This is a genomic window from Kitasatospora sp. NPDC127035 (assembly GCF_042726075.1).
In the GTDB taxonomy this organism is placed as follows: domain Bacteria; phylum Actinomycetota; class Actinomycetes; order Streptomycetales; family Streptomycetaceae; genus Kitasatospora.
Genome location: NZ_JBHXDN010000016.1, coordinates 10,844 through 28,243 on the forward strand (window position 1 = coordinate 10,844; position 17,400 = coordinate 28,243).

At 73.4% G+C, this 17,400-nt stretch carries 19 protein-coding genes; 12 read left to right on the forward strand and 7 right to left on the reverse strand.

What is annotated here, in order from left to right; genetic code table 11:
* The first annotated feature begins 231 nt into the window (after positions 1-231).
* Entirely contained in the window at positions 232-1,083 is an 852-nt protein-coding gene (locus ACFWIC_RS13800) for an HAD family hydrolase (protein WP_380518371.1), read from the forward strand.
* Between the two features lie 254 nt (positions 1,084-1,337).
* Positions 1,338-3,122, forward strand: a complete 1,785-nt coding sequence (locus tag ACFWIC_RS13805; protein WP_380518374.1) for an LCP family protein — start codon at positions 1,338-1,340, stop codon at positions 3,120-3,122.
* 122 nt (positions 3,123-3,244) lie between these two features.
* On the opposite strand, the gene ACFWIC_RS13810 is transcribed toward ACFWIC_RS13805, so the two are convergent.
* Entirely contained in the window at positions 3,245-4,009 is a 765-nt protein-coding gene (locus tag ACFWIC_RS13810; RefSeq protein ID WP_329949685.1) for a sporulation protein, read from the reverse strand.
* A 286-nt stretch (positions 4,010-4,295) separates the two neighbouring features.
* On the opposite strand from ACFWIC_RS13810, the gene ACFWIC_RS13815 reads away from it, so the two are divergent.
* The 3 genes from ACFWIC_RS13815 to ACFWIC_RS13825 all read left to right on the forward strand — a co-directional run bounded on the left by ACFWIC_RS13815 (position 4,296) and on the right by ACFWIC_RS13825 (position 7,380).
* A complete protein-coding gene (locus tag ACFWIC_RS13815; RefSeq protein ID WP_380518377.1) occupies positions 4,296-4,991 on the forward strand; it encodes a hypothetical protein in 696 nt (231 codons plus the stop codon).
* Positions 4,992-5,207: 216 nt separating this feature from the next.
* Positions 5,208-5,948, forward strand: a complete 741-nt coding sequence (locus ACFWIC_RS13820; protein ID WP_329884694.1) for a FadR/GntR family transcriptional regulator — start codon at positions 5,208-5,210, stop codon at positions 5,946-5,948.
* A gap of 124 nt (positions 5,949-6,072) precedes the next feature.
* Positions 6,073-7,380, forward strand: coding sequence for a CynX/NimT family MFS transporter (locus ACFWIC_RS13825; protein WP_380518381.1), 1,308 nt, complete (start codon positions 6,073-6,075; stop codon positions 7,378-7,380).
* Positions 7,381-7,513: 133 nt separating this feature from the next.
* On the opposite strand, the gene ACFWIC_RS13830 is transcribed toward ACFWIC_RS13825, so the two are convergent.
* From ACFWIC_RS13830 to ACFWIC_RS13850, 5 genes are all read right to left on the reverse strand, one after another.
* Positions 7,514-8,230, reverse strand: a complete 717-nt coding sequence (locus ACFWIC_RS13830) for an ABC transporter permease (protein WP_329949681.1) — start codon at positions 8,228-8,230, stop codon at positions 7,514-7,516.
* A 125-nt stretch (positions 8,231-8,355) separates the two neighbouring features.
* Positions 8,356-9,273 carry an ABC transporter ATP-binding protein gene (locus ACFWIC_RS13835; RefSeq protein ID WP_329949680.1) on the reverse strand — a complete coding sequence of 306 codons (918 nt, stop codon included), beginning with the start codon at positions 9,271-9,273 and terminating at the stop codon, positions 8,356-8,358.
* Positions 9,274-9,298: 25 nt separating this feature from the next.
* Entirely contained in the window at positions 9,299-10,204 is a 906-nt protein-coding gene (locus ACFWIC_RS13840; protein WP_329949679.1) for an ABC-2 transporter permease, read from the reverse strand.
* On the reverse strand, positions 10,188-11,222 hold the full coding sequence (locus tag ACFWIC_RS13845; protein WP_380518386.1) for an ABC transporter ATP-binding protein: 1,035 nt from the start codon (positions 11,220-11,222) through the stop codon (positions 10,188-10,190). The genes ACFWIC_RS13840 and ACFWIC_RS13845 overlap by 17 nt, the downstream gene beginning before the upstream one ends.
* 189 nt (positions 11,223-11,411) lie before the next feature.
* Complete coding sequence (locus tag ACFWIC_RS13850; RefSeq protein ID WP_380518389.1) at positions 11,412-12,299, reverse strand: LLM class flavin-dependent oxidoreductase; 888 nt, start codon at positions 12,297-12,299, stop codon at positions 11,412-11,414.
* A gap of 62 nt (positions 12,300-12,361) precedes the next feature.
* Between ACFWIC_RS13850 and ACFWIC_RS13855 the strand changes: the two genes are divergently transcribed.
* From ACFWIC_RS13855 to ACFWIC_RS13875, 5 genes are all read left to right on the forward strand, one after another.
* A complete protein-coding gene (locus ACFWIC_RS13855; protein WP_380518392.1) occupies positions 12,362-12,610 on the forward strand; it encodes a hypothetical protein in 249 nt (82 codons plus the stop codon).
* Complete coding sequence (locus tag ACFWIC_RS13860; RefSeq protein ID WP_380518394.1) at positions 12,607-13,008, forward strand: DNA-binding protein; 402 nt, start codon at positions 12,607-12,609, stop codon at positions 13,006-13,008. Before ACFWIC_RS13855 ends, ACFWIC_RS13860 begins: the two co-directional genes overlap by 4 nt.
* Before the next feature lie 120 nt (positions 13,009-13,128).
* Positions 13,129-13,410, forward strand: a complete 282-nt coding sequence (locus tag ACFWIC_RS13865; RefSeq protein WP_329949674.1) for a hypothetical protein — start codon at positions 13,129-13,131, stop codon at positions 13,408-13,410.
* Complete coding sequence (locus ACFWIC_RS13870) at positions 13,407-13,799, forward strand: PIN domain-containing protein (RefSeq protein WP_380518397.1); 393 nt, start codon at positions 13,407-13,409, stop codon at positions 13,797-13,799. Before ACFWIC_RS13865 ends, ACFWIC_RS13870 begins: the two co-directional genes overlap by 4 nt.
* A gap of 293 nt (positions 13,800-14,092) precedes the next feature.
* Complete coding sequence (locus ACFWIC_RS13875; RefSeq protein WP_380518399.1) at positions 14,093-15,445, forward strand: hypothetical protein; 1,353 nt, start codon at positions 14,093-14,095, stop codon at positions 15,443-15,445.
* Between the two features lie 66 nt (positions 15,446-15,511).
* Here the strand turns inward: ACFWIC_RS13875 and ACFWIC_RS13880 are convergent, their stop codons facing one another.
* Positions 15,512-15,688, reverse strand: a complete 177-nt coding sequence (locus tag ACFWIC_RS13880) for a hypothetical protein (RefSeq protein WP_329884706.1) — start codon at positions 15,686-15,688, stop codon at positions 15,512-15,514.
* A 168-nt stretch (positions 15,689-15,856) separates the two neighbouring features.
* Between ACFWIC_RS13880 and ACFWIC_RS13885 the strand changes: the two genes are divergently transcribed.
* Both ACFWIC_RS13885 and ACFWIC_RS13890 read left to right on the forward strand, forming a co-directional pair.
* Positions 15,857-16,312 (forward strand): hypothetical protein, encoded by a 456-nt coding sequence (locus ACFWIC_RS13885; protein WP_380354484.1) that lies wholly within the window; start codon positions 15,857-15,859, stop codon positions 16,310-16,312.
* 81 nt (positions 16,313-16,393) lie between these two features.
* Complete coding sequence (locus ACFWIC_RS13890; RefSeq protein WP_380518402.1) at positions 16,394-17,383, forward strand: hypothetical protein; 990 nt, start codon at positions 16,394-16,396, stop codon at positions 17,381-17,383.
* Positions 17,384-17,400 lie beyond the last annotated feature (17 nt).

Sequence of the window (17,400 nt, forward strand, 5' to 3'; positions counted from 1 at the left end):
TTTTTTGTTTAACAGCCACTGGGCCGGGCCCCCTAACAGTCCCCCCCGGGGGGGGGGGGGGGGGGCCCACACCCCCCCGCCACCGCGGACCGCAGGACGACCGTCGTCCCGCAGGAGCGCGGCACCTCAGGCGCAGCGGCCCCGCAGGACGGCAGGACCAGCAGCACAGCACCGCGGGTCGGCGGAACACCGCGGTGACACCCGAAGCAACTCCCGGGAGACGTACGGCCCATGAGCACCACCAGCCCCAGCCCCGTCTCCCCCGCCGACGGCGGCGGCGGCCTGCCCTTCCGGCTGGTCGCGACCGACCTCGACGGCACCCTGCTGAGCAGTGCGGAGACGGTCTCCGCGCGCACCCGCGCCGCGCTGGCCACCGCCACCGGTGCCGGGGCGCTCCACATCATCGTCACCGGCCGCTCGGCCCCCTGGGCCCGCCCGGTCTTCGACGAGATCGGCTACCGGGGCATAGCGGTCTGCGGCCAGGGCGCCCAGGTCTACGACGCGGGCGCGCACAAGCTGCTCACCTCGCTCACCCTGGACCGGCAGGTGGCCGCGCTGGCCATCGCCAAGATCGAGGCGGAGACCGGCCCGCTGGCCGTCGCCGCCAACCAGGACGGTCTGGAGGGCGCCGTCCTGGCCGGCCCCGGGTACCAGCTGCAGATCGGCTCCGACCTGCCGGTCGTCCGGGCCGCCAAGGACGAGCTGCTCACCGCCCCGATCTCCAAGCTGTACATCCAGCACCGCAGCCTGACCGACGACGCCCTCGCCGAGGCCGCCCGCCGCGCCGCGGGCGATCTGGTCGGCGTGGTGATGGCCGGTGCGGGCATCGTCGAACTGCTGCCGGTCGGTCTCTCCAAGGCCACCGGGCTGGCCGTCGCCGCCCGGCGGCTCGGCGTGACCGCCGCCGACACCATCGCCTTCGGCGACATGCCCAACGACGTGCCGATGTTCGGCTGGGCCGCGCACGGCGTCGCCATGGCCAACGCGCACCAGGAGCTGCTGGCGGTCGCCGACGAGGTCACCGTGAGCAATGACGAGGACGGCGTCGCGGCCGTGCTGGAGCGTCTCTACCCGTTGGGGTGAACTCCGCCGGCGGGCCTCCCGGTTCAGCCGTTGGAGTGAGTCGTGACGGCGAACCGGCGGGTCGGACCGGCGCGGCCGGGTTCGGCGGCCGAGCGGCACCGGAGAAGTTTGTATGCTCCCAGGGTTGCCGCTTCCGCCGCTGAGAGGTCCGCGCCATGTCAGGCCAGTGGAGCGAGAGCCTGCCGGAACCGGGCGGGCGACGGCGCGCCGACGGAGGCGTCCGGACCGACCGGTCCGAGGAGGGTCCCGGCCGCGTGCCGGCACCGCGCCCCGGCGGCCGGGCCGAGGCCCGTCGGGCCGCCCAGAGCCGGGGCACTCCGGGCAAGACCGCCCAGCGCAGCACCACGCAGGGCAGCGGCGTCCAGGGCGGCACCGTTCAGGGCATCGGTGTCCAGGGCGGCGGCGTCCAGGGCCGGCCCGGGCGGGTCGGCCCCGACGGGTGGGCCGGAGGCCGGCCGGGCCGGGACGCCCGGCCGGAGGGACCGCGGAACACCCGCCGGCACCCCGCCCGGAACGCGCGGCGCGGCGCCCGGCGGATCATCGCCTGGTCGGTGGCCGGGGTGCTCGTCGTCCTGGCCGGTGCAGGCGGCGCGGTGTACTACAAACTGAACGGCAACATCCGCTCGTTCGACCCGGACGCCATCGCCACCGACCGTCCGCCCGCGCCAGCCCCCGACGCCCACGGCAACCGGCCCGTCAACGTGCTGCTGATCGGCTCCGACTCGCGCGCCGGACGGAACAGCGACCTCGGCGGCGGCAACGAGGGCGGCGCCCGCTCCGACACCACGATCCTGCTGCACGTCTACGCCGACCACCGGCACGCGGTGGGCATCTCCATCCCGCGCGACGCCCTCGTGACCGTCCCCCGGTGCCGGCTCCCGAACGGGAAGTGGACCAAGGAACAGCCCGGACAGATGTTCAACTCGGCCTTCTCGGTGGGCAACACGGAGTCCGGCAACCCGGCCTGCACGCAGAACACCGTGGAGAAGCTCACCGGCATCCGCGTCGACCACACGATCGAGGTCAACTTCCAGGGTTTCGCCGCGATGACCGGGGCGGTCGGCGGGGTCGACGTCTGCCTGCCCAACGACATCCACGAGGGGAACATCAACCCCGGCCTGGGCCGGAAGGGCAAAGTGGTGCTCGCCAAGGGCCGCCAGCGGGTCTCCGGCCAGCAGGCCCTGGACTACGTCCGGCTGCGGCACGGCATCGGGGACGACTCCGACATCGGCCGGATGAAGCGTCAGCAGGCTTTCCTGTCCTCACTGCTGGCCAAGATCAAGAGCCAGGGCCTGAGCCCCGGAACGCTGCTGCCGCTGGCCGACGCGGCGACCCGGTCGATGACCGTGGATCCGGGGCTCGACTCGGCGGCCAAGCTGGTGGACTTCGCCCTCTCGCTGCAGGACATCGACCTGCACGACGTCAAGTTCCTGACCACGCCGTGGCGTTACAACGGCGCGCGGATCGACCTGGTCCACCCGGCGGTCGACAGCCTGTGGAACACCCTCCAGGCCGACCGGACCATCGACGGCCAGGACGCCACCGGCCGGCAGGACGACGCACCCGGCTCGCCGCCCCCCGAGGCACCCTCCCCCGCGGCGTCGCCCTCGCCCTCGCCGCTCACCACCGACGGCCCGCCGATCCGGGTCGCGGTCCTCAACGGCACCACCGCCCCCGGCCTGGCCGCCCGGGCCGCCGAGACGCTCCGGGCGGCCCGGGTCACCGTCACCGGGGTGCGCAGCGCGAGCAACACCGCCCGGGCGACCACCACGGTCGAGTACGGGACCGGACAGCGGGCCGGTGCGGAGAAGGTCGCCGCCCTGTTCCCCGGCGCGGCGGTGACGCCCGGTCAGGCGGCCGGGATCAGCGTGCTGCTCGGCCGGGACTACGCCGCCGGTGCCGCCGCCTCGGCCGCCTCGGCGTCCACGTCCGCATCCGCCGGCGGTTCGTCCGGTGCCCCGGTCCCGCTGCCCGCCGAGGTGGTCAACGAGGCCCGGTCCGGCGACGACGACATCTGCGGCAACGTCTCCTACGGCTGACCCCCGGCCCGTCCGGGGCCGGGGGTCAGGTCGGGTCGGGTCGGGTCAGCGGCTCAGGTATGGCCTGGCCTGGCCTGGCCTGGCCTGGCCGCCGTACCGACGGGATCAGAGCGCCGAGCGAATCAGAGCGCCGAGCGGATCCAGCCGTCGACCAGCGCGGTGAGGTCCTGGTCGGCCTGGCCGTGGTCGATCGCGTGGGTGCGGATCACGTCCCCGCCGCCCCCGAACAGCCCGCCGCGCTTGTCCGCCTCCAGGACCACCTCCACCCGGTGGGCGGTGGTGACGAAGCTGACCTCCAGCGAGTTGCAGGCGTGCGCGTACTGCGGCGCCGAGGAGTACTCGATCTCCTGGTAGAAGGGCAGCGTCTGAGCGGTGCCGCGGATGTGCCCGGCCTCCAGGTCGGCCGAGCGGAACCGGAAGCCGAGCTGGAGCAGCGACTCCAGGATGCGGCGCTGGGCCGGCAGCGGCTCGACCTCCAGCGGGTCGGAGTCGCCCTTGTCCAGCGCGCCCGCGATGTCGACCTCGGTCCGCACGCCCAGCTGCATGCCGTGGAGGCGCTGCCCCGCGATGGTGGTGACCGGCGTCTCCCACGGCACCTGGACGGCGAACGGGACGGACCGGTTCTCGCCCGGGGCCAGCTTCAGCGGCTGGGTCACCGAGAAGCGGGCGAACGGGTACAGCCCGGTGCTCTCGCCCTCCTCGTGCTCGACCTCCACCCGGGCGACCAGCGTCAGCGTGATCCCCCGGATGTCGGCCTCCACCGTCCCCCCGGTCAGCTCGACCGTCCCTTGCAGGGTCCCACCGGGCTGCACGACCGGCGTGGTCAGAACGGTGTCGACGCCGGGACCGCCGACGCCCAGGGCACCGAGCAGCTTCTTGAACACCATGCGGACGCTCTCCTCGAATCAGGGGTGTGGACCGGCTCCGTCATACCAGACCACCGGTAGGGCCGGCCTCAGGGGCCGCTCGTCGTCGGAGCCGGCCGCCGGGCCGGGGCCGAACGCCGGACGCACGGTTCCACCGCCACGAGGGCAACCACCCGAGCGCCCGGGTACGTCATATCTTCGTCACGCCCGTTCGTCGTCGACACCAGGGGGAGCCTGGCGGACCCCGCGTCGAGGACGGCACGATCACGTATCCACCCGGCGCCAACTTCATGCCTGGAGGCCGTCCTTGATCGCCAGCACGCCCGTAGCGCGATGGTCCTGGGGTGAACCCGGACACCGGACCGACCTGGTGGGCGAGGCCGTGCGCCGGTTCGTCCTGGCCCTGCGGGCCCTCGACCGGCACCGGCTGGGCACCCCGTGCCTGGGGCGGGTGGCCGTGTCCGTTCCGCAGCCGGGTCGCCGGAACTTCCTGGTCCGGTCGGACTTCCGGGTCGGCGCACTCGCCGTGGTGGACTCGGGGGCTCCCGAGTCGCTGACGGCGCAGATCAAGGCGGCTCTCGCCCCCGGCGAGATCGGCACCGTCGAACTGTTCGCGTCCTGCGACGGCATCGTGGAGACCGGCCGCGGCGCCCGGGCGGCGGAGGGGCTGTTCACCCTGGGGGCGGAGGCGTCCGAGGGGTTCTTCAACGTGGGACTCACGACGCACTCCGACGCCTGGCTGCCGTTCGACCTCCGCGGGCGCGGCCAGGACGCGGTGTTCGCCGCGAACGGCCCCCGCCTCGCCTCGGCCCTGGCGGAGATCTCCGCGGCACTGGGCCTGGAGGTCGACCCCGACGACGCGACCTGGTTCGCCGTTCCGACCGGGAGGGGGGCCGAGAACCGGTTCGAGGACGCCGACGGTTCGCCCTCCGACGTGTGGGGGCGGTTCGAGATCCCCTACCGGAACGGGATCTCGAACCGGACCCCGCGCGACGCGACCTGATCGGACGGGCCGGGGCCGCACCGGGGACCCGGCCCGGCGGCTCCCGGCCCCGCCGCCGTCACCGGCCCGGGCCCGACCTCGCCGACCGGGTGTGCCGGTTCGGACGCAACGGTTCCCCCGGCGTTCATCCCCAGTTGTAGGATGACCGGGCAAGCAGTTGTAGGATGACCGATGACCGGCTCCTCCAGGGCAGCCGCAGACCGGGGAGGAACCGCCGTGACCAGTGCGAACAGCAGCAACGACACGCTGCAGACCGCCGGGCGGCGCTCCCTCGTGGACACCGCGATCGAGCAGCTGCGCGAGCAGCTGAGCTCCGGTGTCTGGCCGGTCGGGTCGCAGATCCCGACCGAACACGAACTCGCCGAGCGGCTGGGCGTCGGACGGAACACCGTCCGGGAGGCGATCCGGGTGCTGGCGCACGCGGGCATGCTGGTCTCCCGTCAGGGCGAGGGCACCTTCGTGCGCTCCACCAGTGACCCGGCGTCCGTCCTGCGCGGCGTCCAGCGCTCCGGCGTCCGCGACGTCCTGGAGGTCCGGGCCGCGCTGGAGGCCGAGGGCGCCCGGCTGGCCGCGCTGCGGCACACCCCCGAGGACATCGTCCGGATGCGGGCCGCGCTGGCCCGTGAGGTCGAGGTGATCGCGGCGCACCCCGAGCGGGCCGGCCGCGAGGCGACCGTCGAGCACGACCTGGAGTTCCACACCGCCGTCGTCGAGGCCGCGCACAACCCGGCGCTGGCCGAGGTGTACCGCTACTTCGGCGCCTCGGTGCGCGAGTCGATGCGGACGGCGTTCGGCGACCACGAGATGCCCGAGGTGGTCGTCGCCACCCACGAGGCGCTGGTGGACGCGATCGAGAGCGGTGACCCGGACCGCGCCGAAGCGGCCTGTCGCGCGCTGCTCGCCGAGCCGACCGCGGCCGTCGAGCAGCTCCTCGCCGCCATCGCGGCCCGGAAGTAAGCGGCCCCGAGCCCCTCCGCGCCCGCCCCTCCGCGCCCGCCCCTTCCGCCCTCCGCGTTCCCGCCCCTCGGCATCCCGCCCTTCGGCGTTCCCGGAACCGTTTCCCGAAAGAGCAGCACGCCCCATGGCCGTCACCCGTGCCCAGCAGCCGGTGGTCACCACCTCCTCCGCGCTCCCCGTCCGCAGCCGGCTGGCCCACCCCGCGCTGCTGCTGACCGGCATCCTGCTGGTCGCCCTGAACATGCGCGCCTGCCTGGCGGCGGTGTCCCCGATGGTCGGGGAGATCCAGCGCACCTTCGGGCTGTCCGCCACCGCGAGCGGTCTGATCACCACCGTGCCGGTGCTCTTCCAGGGCGTCGGCGCGCCGCTCACCCCCCGGCTGACCCGGCGGTTCGGCACCGAGCGGGTGGTGCTGGGCGCGGTGCTCGTGCTCGGCGCGGGCGTGCTGCTGCGGGTGCTGCCCTCGGTGTCCGCGCTGTACGCCGGGTGCGTGGTGATCGGCGTGGCCATCGCCGTGCTGAACGTCTCCATGCCCGGCCTGGTCAAGCGCGAGTTCCCGGGCAGGGCCGCCGCGATGACCGGCGTCTACTCGACCACCATGCTGGTCGGCGCGACGCTCGCGGCCGGTACGTCGGTGCCGTTGGAGCACGTGCTCGGAGGCGGGTGGCAGGCCTCGCTCGGCGCCTGGTCGCTGCTCGCCCTGGTCGCCGCGGTGGCCTGGCTGCCGCAGGTGCTGCGGGCGCGGGCCGGCCGGACGGCCGCCGACCCGACGGGTCCCTCGGCGGTGACGGCGACCGCGAGGGCGACCGCGACCGCGACCGCGACGGCTGCGACCGGCCCGGCTTCGGCGAACCGGCCGATCGAGGGAATCTGGCGCTCGCCGCTGGCCTGGCAGATCAGCCTCTTCATGGGCATCTCGTCGCTGCTGGTCTACACCCTGGTCGCCTGGATGCCGACCATCCTGGCCGACCAGGGGATGGACCGCGGCGAGGCCGGCCTGGTCTTCGCCTACTCCAACCTGGTGCAGGTGGTCGGCGCCTTCCTCGTCCCGCTGATGGCCGGCCGGATGACCAGCCAGCGGGCGCTCGCCCTCGTGATGGCCGTGCTGAACGGGGTCGGCGTCGCCGTCCTGCTGATCGCGCCGGTGCCGGGCGCGTGGGTGGCGGCCACCATCCTGGGCGTCGCCCAGGGCGGTTCGCTCGGCCTCGGGCTCGCCTTCATCGTGCTGCGGACCGACAGTGTCGCCGGAGCCGCCCAGCTGGGCGGGATGTCGCAGGCGATCGGCTACCTGGTCGCCGCGGCCGGTCCGGTCGGTGCCGGCGCCCTGCGCCAGCTGACCGGCGGCTGGACCGTGCCGCTGGCGCTGATGCTGGTGCTGGTCACCGTGGTCGCCGCCGCCGGCTGGGGCGCCGGACGCAACCGCACGCTCTGAGGCGACCGCACGGTCCGCGACGGCGGCCGCACGAGGGTCGGCCCCGGCAGCAGCTGCCGGGGCCGACCCCGTCCTCGCTCCGCTTCCGTCGCTCCGCCCGGCCCGGGGCCCGGCGTGCGTCGCCCTCCCGGGGCTACTCCTCGCTCGCCAGGGTCAGCCCGGCCAGCCGCACCGAGGCGAACACCGCCGCCGCCACGGTGGCCACCAGCAGCAGCGGCACGGCCACGCCGAGCGCCACGTCCGCGGTGATCGCGCCCTCCTCGGCCACCGCCTTGGCCACCGACAGCCCCCACTGCTGGACGCTGAGCGTCCGGGCGCCCTCGACGAAGTTGCCGATCAGCGACTCCCAGACCAGCGCGTACGCCAGGCCGGCCACCACCGCGTGCCGGGTGACCACGCCGAGCAGCAGGAACAGCGAGCTGTACGCGGCCCCGGCCACCAGCGTGGCCACGGTGTAGCCGACCGCCAGGCCGTCCCGGGTGCCGTACAGCAGCAGCCCGGCGAGCAGCGTCGGGACGGCCGCGAAGACCCAGGTGGTACCGATCGCCACCACCAGCTTGGTGGTGATGATCTTCCAGCGGGGCAGCGGCTTCGCCAGCAGGTAGACGATCGAACCGTCGTCGATCTCGGTGGCGATGGCGCCGGTGCCGACGACCAGGCCGAGGATCGGCAGCAGGGTGCCGAGGCCGAGCTGGCCGAGGATCTTGACGGTCAGGTCGTGCTTGTCCCCGCTGGCGCCGGCGGCGATCGCCGAGACGAGCAGCAGCAGGGCGGGGACCACCAGCAGCAGCAAGCCGCGGCGGCGGCCCAGCAGGCCGCGCAGCGTCAGCCTGGCGACGGTCGGGTTCATGGTGGGTCGGCCTTCCTGGGGTCCGTGTGGGTCCGGTTCGGCGTGCGGTTCCGGTTCACGCGTCCGGATCCGGCTGCGGAGCCGGGTGCGGCTGTGCGTGCGGCTCCGGGCCGGTACGCCGGGGGCTAGGCGGAGACGAGGTACGAGAAGACGCTCTCCAGCGACTCGTCCGCGGGCGCCACGGTGTACAGCCGGATGCCCGCCTGCTGGGCGACCTTCGGCAACAGGGTGGTGAACCCCTGGAAGTTCACCGCCTGGATGCGCAGCGCCTTCTCCTGGAGGTCGAGCTCGATGCCGGCCGTCGACGGGTCGGCGATGAGCGCCGACGCCAGCCGGCGGTCGTCGCTGGAGCGGACCAGGTAGCGGTGCGGGCGGTCGGTCATCAGCCGGCGGATCTTCCGGAAGTCGCCGGAGGCGGCGTGCCGCCCGGCCACGACGACCTCGATGTGCCGGGCCAGCTGCTCGACCTCCTCCAGGATGTGCGAGGAGAACAGCACCGTGCGGCCGTCCGCCCCGAACCGGCGCAGCAGCTCCATCAGCTGGAGCCGCTGCCGCGGGTCCATCCCGTTGAACGGTTCGTCGAGCAGCAGCACGGCGGGGTCGTGGACCAGGGCCGACGCCATCTTGACGCGCTGTTTCATGCCCTTGGAGTAGGTGCCGGTCTTCCGCTCCTGCGCGTACTCCATCTCGACCAGGGCCAGCGCCTTGCGGGCGGCGGCACCCGGGTGGGGGAGTCCGTGCAGTTCGGCGTTGGCGAGCACGAACTCCCAACCGGTGAGGTAGTCGTACATCGACTCCCGCTCGGGGACGAGCCCGATCTGGCGGTACACCTGCTGGTTGCGCCAGATCGGCGCGCCGTCCAGGGTGACCGCCCCGGTGGAGGGAGCGAGGAATCCGCTCATCATGTGGATGAGGGTCGACTTCCCGGCACCGTTGGGACCGAGCAGACCCGTGACACCGGGACCGATCGCCATGCTGACGTCGTTGACGGCGACCACGTTCCCGAACCAGCGGGAAACCTTGTCGATGGTGATGGTGGCCATGGCGCCCTCTCAGATACTCGGTTGATCAGATGCCGCGGTAGCGGCGCAGCAGCAGCCGGTACGAACCCGCGACCATCACGGCGGCGACGGCGGCGAAGACGACCACACCCAGCCCGCCCGGCGCGTGCAGCCGCTCGGGACCGCTGCCGAGGTCGAACACCTGGTTGGTCAGGCTCTCCACGAGCGCTCCCGGCGAGAGCAGCGCGGCCCACTGCGCGGAGTCCGAGGCCCCTCCGTCGGCGGTGGTGCCGCTGATCCCGATCACGATCGCGACGACCACCGTGCTCACCGCCAGGTAGCCCATGATCGCGGCCACCCCGAAGCCGCGCCGCGGCGTGGCGGCGGCGATGACCACCGCGATCGAGGTCGGCACCAGCGCGTACAGGACCGCCGCGGTCAAGCCGTACAGGAAGTGCTCGGTCTCGTGGCCGAAGCTCAGCCCGCTCAGCAGCGCACCGACGTACAGCACCAGCAACGGCACCAGCATCAGGAGCAGTTGGGCGCAGACCATCGCGGCGTACTTGGCCCGGACGTAGTCGGCGCGGGTGATCGGGCGGGAGAAGTACAGCGGCACGGTGTGGTGCCGGAGGTCCCGCGAGAACAGCACCGGCGCCTGCGAGGCGAGGAAGATCGAGACGACCAGCCCGACCGCGCTCAGGTACTCCGCGTAGTCCATCGACAGCTTGTCCTGCCTGGCCACGACGGTGATCACGACGATCATCACGGCGGGCACGGCGGCCGCGCCCAGCACGAGCATCGGCAGCACCTTGGACTTGCCCGACCGCCCGAGGCCGTACGCGGCGCGCAGGCTCTGGGTGAACAGCGAGCGCGTGGCGTACGCCCGGCCCAGCCGGGGGCCTGCGTAGCCCCGGTAGCCGATGTCGTGGATGACTCCGGTGTCGGTCGGCCTGGTGTCAGGAGACAGCGACATCTGCGGTACCCCCCTCGTTCTGCCGGCGGTCGCCGCCGGCCGGTGCCCTGTCCGCGACGCCGTCCGCATCGCCGTCGGCGCCACTGCCCGCGCCGCCGTCCGTGAACAGCTCGGCCACCCGGTGGCGGCGCTGCTCCAGCCGGACCAGCCCCAGGCCGAGGCCCGCGACCGCGTCCCGGATGGTGTCGTACGTGTCGTCGCCGGCCAGCCGGACCAACAGGATCCGCGGCCCCTCCGTCTCCACCGCGAGCCCGGCCGCGGCCAGCCGCGCGCGCACGGCGGCGCTCGCGTCCAGCCCCGCGTCCTGCGGGTGGTCGGTCACCTCGACCGCCAGGGTGGCCGTCGCACCGGTGAAGGAGGCCGTCGACGAGGACCGCAGCAGCTTGCCGCCGTCGATGATCACCAGGTGGTCGCAGGTCCGCTCCAGCTCACCCAGCAGGTGGGTGGTGACCAGCACCGAGATGCCGAAGTCGGTGTGCACGCGGCGGATCAGCGCCAGCATGTCGTCCCGGCCGACCGGGTCCAGCCCGTTGGTGGGCTCGTCCAGCAGCACCAGCTTCGGGTCGTGCACCAGCGCCTGCGCCAGCTTGACCCGCTGCTTCATGCCCGTCGAGTACCCGCCCATGGGCCGGTAGCGCTCCTCGTACAGCCCGACGTGCCGCAGCGTGTCCGCCGTCCGCTCGCGCGCCGCGGCGGCGGGCAGCCCCGCCATCCGCGCCATGTGCACCACGAACTCGGTGGCCGACACGTCCGGCGGCAGGCAGTCGTGCTCCGGCATGTAGCCGACCTGCTCGCGGATCTCCGAGCCCTGGGTGGCGATGTCGAGACCGAGCACCTGCCCGGTCCCCGAGGTCGCCGGGGCCAGCCCGAGCAGGATCTTGATGAGTGTGGACTTGCCCGCCCCGTTCGCCCCCACCAGACCGACCACCCCGGGCTCAACCTCTACGGTGAGCTGATCGAGGGCGGTGACCCGGGGGAACCTCTTGGTGAGGCCGTCCGTCTTGATGACAGTGGACACGTGGCCCAACGTAGTGCGCACCCGCCACCGGGGCCATGAGCTCCGATGACGAGCCTGTCTGCTGCTGCGGTATGACACCCGGGCCGTCGTCCCCTAGGGGATCCGCGCGGACCCCGCCCGCGGAGCCACCGGCCGGCTCCCCCGGCGCGCGGGATCGGCCGGTGGCCGTCGGGTCCTGCGGACGCGCGGTCAGCCCAGCTGGGCGAGGCCCTCGGTGGCGATCCGCTCGAACACCGCCGGGTCGTTGTCGAAGATCGAGTCCGGCACCGGCCAGTGGATCACCAGCTCGGTGATCCCCAGCTCCCGGTACCTGCCCGCCCAGTCGACGAAGGCGTCCACCGAGGCCAGCGGCTTCTCCGCCGTGGACCCCTGGAGCAGCACCTTCTCCAGCTCACCGGCGTCCCGCCCGGCCGCCCCGCAGGCCGCCCGGAGCTTCTCGATCTGCGCGGCGATCACGGCCGGCGCCTGCTCCACCGGCACGTCCGCCGGCCCGCGCGGGTCCCCGTACGTCACCCAGCCCTGCCCGTACTCCGCCGCCAGCCTCAGCCCGCGCGGTCCGGTCGCCGCCACGTAGAACGGCACCCGCGGCGTCTGCACGCAGCCGGGGATGTTCCGCGCCTCGACCGCCGAGTAGTACGTACCCTCGCGGGTCGTGGCATCGGTGCGCAGCAGCTCGTCCAGCAGCGGCAGGAACTCCCCGAACCGGTCCGCCCGCTCCCGCGGCGACCACGCCTCCTGGCCGGTCGCCGTCGCGTCGAAGCCGGTCCCGCCGGCCCCGATCCCCACGGTCAGCCGCCCGCCCGAGACGTCGTCGACCGTGATCAGCTCCTTCGCCAGCGTCACCGGATGCCGGAAGTTCGGCGAGGTGACCAGCGTGCCGAGGCGGATCCGCTCGGTCGCCGTGGCCGCCGCCGTCAGCGTCGGCACCGCCCCGAACCACGGCTCGTCCCGGAACGACCGCCACGACAGGTGGTCATAGGTGTACGCGGCATGGAACCCGAGGTCCTCGGCCCGCCGCCAGATCTTCTGTCCTTCGGCCCACCGGTGGATGGGCAGGATCACCGTGCTCAAGCGCATGGCAACGACCCTACGGCCCGATGCACCGCCCACGCGGGCGCATATCGCAGTATGCTCTCTTTATGGCTGCCACCACACGTATCACCGTCACCCTCCCGACAGAACAGGTGAACGAGCTGAGAAGGCTCACCGACAACGTCTCCGGGTACGTCGCGGAGGCAGTCGCCCGCCGGATTCGCCACCAACTGCTCGCGGACGACCTCCGCCGCTACCAGGTCGACCAGGGCGCCTTCACCGACGAGGAGCTGTCCGAAGCGCACGCCAGGATCTTCGGCTCCGCAGGGTCGACGGGCTCGGCGAGCGCCGCGTGACCGAACGCTTCGAGACGGTCGTGCTGGACTCCGAGGGACTGTCCTCGTGGATCACCCAGGACCGCGGCGTGTTGGCGATGCTTCAGGTCTTCCACACCATGGGAGCCGACTTCGTGGTCGGCGCGAACACGATCGTCGAAGTCACGCACGCCCGGGTGAACGAAGCCCGGCTGAACTGGACGCTCTCCCGGGTCAAGGTCGAGGCGGTCACCGATCAGGCCGCACGGGCCTCGGCCAGGCTGCTGAAGCAGGCCGGACTGCACGGACACAAGTACGCGATCGACGCGACCGTGGCAGAGATGGCGCTGCGGCAACCGGGGCCGGTAGCCATGCTCACCTCCGACGTCGACGACATGGCCAGGCTCTGCGGCCCCCGCGTGCGACTCATCGCCATCTGAGGCCGGGCGGGACTTCGGACCCTCCCGACGGGTTCTCCCGCAGTTCAGGCTGTGGCGGGCGAGAAAGGCTGCGGGCCGGACGCTCCGCCGCACTCACACATCATGTACTACACTTCTGCTATGGACACGCCTCGCCCCGGCAAGACCCGAGTCACCAGCGTCTCCCTGCAAGCCGAGACCTTGGAGGCGATTCGCGCGCGCGCCGGCAAGCAGGGCGTCTCCTCCTACATCGAGGAGGCTGTGCAGCGGCAGCTCCAGCGCGAGGCCATCGACGAGTTCATCGCAGCCTCCGAGGCCGAGCACGGTCCGGTCGACGCGGCCGACGTGGCGGCCAAGGCCGAACGCATCCGCGCGCACCATGCCGCTCACCGCGCAGACACCGCCCCGGCGGACGCCGCGTGAGTGGCACCCTCGTGCTCGACAGCGAGGCACTGTCCAAGCTCTCCCGCCGGGAGCGCGACATGACCGCTTGGCTGGACGTCGCGCGAACGCTGGACCTCCTGGTCGTGACGAGCGCGGCCACACTGGTCGAAGCACGCGACCCCAAGGTGCCCCAGGCGGCGTTCGACCACGCCGTGTCCCTGGCCAAGGTGCGGCCGATCACGGAAGAGATCGCACGGGCGGCGAGCAAGCTGCTCGCGTCCGAGGGGCTGCACGGCCACAAGTACGCCATCGACGCGATGCTGGCAGCGACCGCGCACCTCGAACACGGCGATGTGACGATCGTGACCAGTGACCCCGAGGACCTGCGCCGACTGTGTCGCCGCCGCATCGCGATCGAGCCGATCTGACGTCTTCGCACCCGGTCGTTCGACTCCGACCGTGCGAGGCCGGACGCCGGTCTCGATGTGCCATCACCTCATGGCGCCGACATCGCCCTTGGGGACTTGGCTCGGCCTACCGATGGCGCGGTCTCACGAGCTCTGTGACCGAAGCGCCGACCGGGCGGCCATCTGCCCTTCGGCCCACCGGTGGACGGGGAGGATAGCGCTACTCGAGCGCATGGGATGACGATACGCGCGCGGATCGGCGCACTTTCGGACTGCGCGCGAGAGCGCCCGGGCAGATCGGCTAGCGTGCCGCCATGGGCACGTTGAGCAGGCGAGAACTCGCCGCACTGGTCGACGAGGCGACGGTCGACACCTACGACGAGCACGAGCAGGTAGGTCGGAACCTCAAGACCGGGAGGGCTCGCATGACTGCTGTCGTACGGAGTGAGGACGAGGCGTCGTTGCGAGGTCTGATCGAGCGAAGTTCCGAACTCAAGGGCGACCTCGTCGTCTTCGCCCAGAGCGCGCGCTTCGAGCGGTGGTTGAACCCCCTCCTACTGGAGGCGGCGGGCCCCGAAGGGCAGTTGGACGAGGGCGCGGCGATCCGGATCATCGACCACTTCATCCTCCGGTACCGCTTGCCGGGCGATTCGACCGTGGTGGACCGGTTCGTCGCCGCACGGCGGGACTTGACCGAGGCCGACCGGGCGATGCTGCTCGGCTGGCGTGACCCGGTCGAGGGCGTCTTCGAGGTCCGGCGCAAGGACGGGGACGCCGTCGTCCTGCTGAACCTGGTCGACGACCTGGAGTACCGCACGTACTCGAACGTCGGGCGGGCGGCGTTCCGGGGAGTGTCGAAGGGCGGGTTCCTCCTCGCGTGCGTCGTGCCCGTCCACTCGGCAGACGGGACGTGGCTGATCTCCGGGGCGATGTCGTACTACCCCAGGTCCAGCGCCGCCGACATCGCCCGGGCCGCCCTGCAGTTGGCGACCGGCCACCCCGAACTGGTCTTCCGCAACCCCGAGAAGATCGAGCAGGGATGGGCGTCGATGCGGGAGGACCGGGCCGCGTTCATCTCGTTCTGCGGCAGCGACGAGCTGGTCCTTCCGCCGGCCGAGGTCGAAGAGCGTCTCGACGCCTACTACCGGCACCGCCAGGAGGCCGCCGTCGCCGAGCGGCCCGAGCGGGCCCGGGGACGGCGGTTGCCGGGAATCGATCTGCCGGCCTTCTCACTGCCGCAAGCCCTCGCGGACTCGGACACGGTCGGCGTCATCTACGACGAGGTCGACGGACTCAATTTCTACGCCGACTACGGGATGCTGCGGAGCCTCTTCGGCGACCCGGCCCGCGCGGGTCGCCGTCAGTACCAGGACGTGCTGCGCGCCTACCTGCGCGAGGAGTCGATCGCGCCGCTGCCGATCCGCCGCTTGGCCGCTGCCCACCCGGAGACGGTCGACGCGGTGTTCCGGAAGCTGCTGCGAAAGCCCGGGTTCACCTGGAGCGAGCACGGTGAGGACCTGTTGCGCCGACGCAAGCCCTGGTACTACGAACGGGAGCCCCGTCCTGGCGTCTCAGTGATCGGCGAGCGCCTCGGCGAGCTCGCCGCCGGCACCGGACGGCAGAGGTTCACCAGGGCGCGGCGCCCCTCGACGCCCTCGTCGGGGTGAAATGCCGGCGAGCCCGATGCCAGTGCGACGTGAGGTGGTCGCCACCGCCGAGTCGGGCCTGCGGGGTCAGGGGTGGGGGCGCTGGGCGGGGAGGCGGACGGGGGTGGTCGGGGTGCCGCGGCGGGCGAGGTCGGTGAGGGTCTCGAAGAGGATGTCGCCGATCAGGACCGGTTCGCGGGACGGCGACGGGTCCTCCTCGGGAGTGGTCGGTGGGCGCTCGTCTCGAAGCTGGCGAGTTGGCATGGCTCTTCCTGCCGACGGGGTGGCCGAGGAGAGTCCTGCCCGGTCAGCGGGGGCGGGACACCCCGGGAACAGGCGAATCGGCCGGAACTGGCGCAGCGGGGACCGAAACGTGGCCGCGCCGCGCGTGCTTACGGGGGCCGAATACCGGCCGGGGGTATTCTCGGGCGCGTGACGGCAGACGGTGGGCGGGCGCGGGTGCGGGCGGGGGTGCGGCACGGGGCCGTGGCCCGGTCGCTGCTGCTCTGCGCGCTGCTCGCCGGGCTGTTCCTGATGCACGGCTCGCCGACGGCGGCCGGGGGCTGCCACGCGCCGGCCGTGCCCTCGGTGCCGGCGGTCGCCGGGCACCACCACGCGCCGGACGCGCCCGACGGGCCGCCCGGGAGCGACCCCCGGGCGGCCGGGCCGCGAACGGCTCACGGGGACGCGCCGCAGGCGGCGTCCTGCGTCACCGCCCGCGACCGGGACGGCGCCGGGCTGCCCGCCGCCCCGCTGTCGGCCGGGGCGGCCGTCGTGCTGATCGCGCTGCGCCCGCCGGACGGGCCGCGCGGGCGGCGGGCCGACGGTCCGCGTGCTCCGCCCGCCGGACGGCGGCTGCTCTCCCAGGTGTGCGTCTCCCGGACCTGACCGGGCCCGCGCCGGGCTCCCCGTCGACGGGGCCCGGGCGCGCCGCGTCCTGCCCGCACACACCGGAAGACACCTCGAACGATGACTCACCACTCCCGTCCGCACGCCCACCCCCGCGCACGCGCCCTGGCGCTCGCCGCAGGCGCCGCCGCCCTGGCGGTCACGCTGACCGCCTGCGGCTCCGCCGCGACGAGCGGGACCGACCACGGCGGGGCGGCGCACGGCACCACCACGGCCGCCGCCGCCCCCACCGCCGGTACCACCACCACGGCCGCCGCCCCCACCGGCGCCCACCAGGGCCACGGCGTGCCCGCCGTGCCGGAGCCGGCCGCCTCCTCCACCCCCACGACGGCCGCCCCGTCCGCCGAGCGGAACGGCTACCGCCTCACCTCCGACACCGGGACGCTCACCGCGGGGACCCCCGCCGCGTACCGGTTCGCCGTCACCGCGCCGGACGGCACCCGGCTCACCGCCTACCGGACCGAGCAGACCGAGCGGATGCACTTCTACGCCGTCCGGTCGGACCTGACCGGCTTCCAGCACCTCCACCCCGAGATGGCCGCCGACGGCACCTGGACCGCCCCGCTGGCCGCGCTCACCCCCGGCACCTGGCGGACGTACGCCTCGTTCGTCCCGGACAGCGGCCCCGGCAGCGGCAGCGGCCTGGTGCTCAGCCGGACGGTGACCGTCCCCGGCGAGGGCGCCGACGCCGCCGCCGGGCTGCCCGCCGCGACCGGCACCACGACGGTGGACGGGTACACCGTCACGGTCGAGGGCTCCCCGGTCGCGGGCAGGGCGGGCGAGCTGAAGGTGGCCTTCGCCAGGGACGGCGCCCCGGTCACCGACCTCCAGCCGTACCTGGAGACCTTCGCCCACCTGACCGCGTTCCGCGCCGGTGACCAGGCCTTCGCCCACCTCCACCCGGAGACGAGGGCGGAGGCGAACGGCACCGGCGGCCCGACGCTGACGTTCCACGCCGAGATGCCGGCCGCCGGGGACTGGCGGCTCTTCCTGCAGTTCCGGACCGGCGGGCAGCTGCACACCGCCGGCCTGACCCTCACCGTGGCGTAGCACCGCCGCGGCACCGC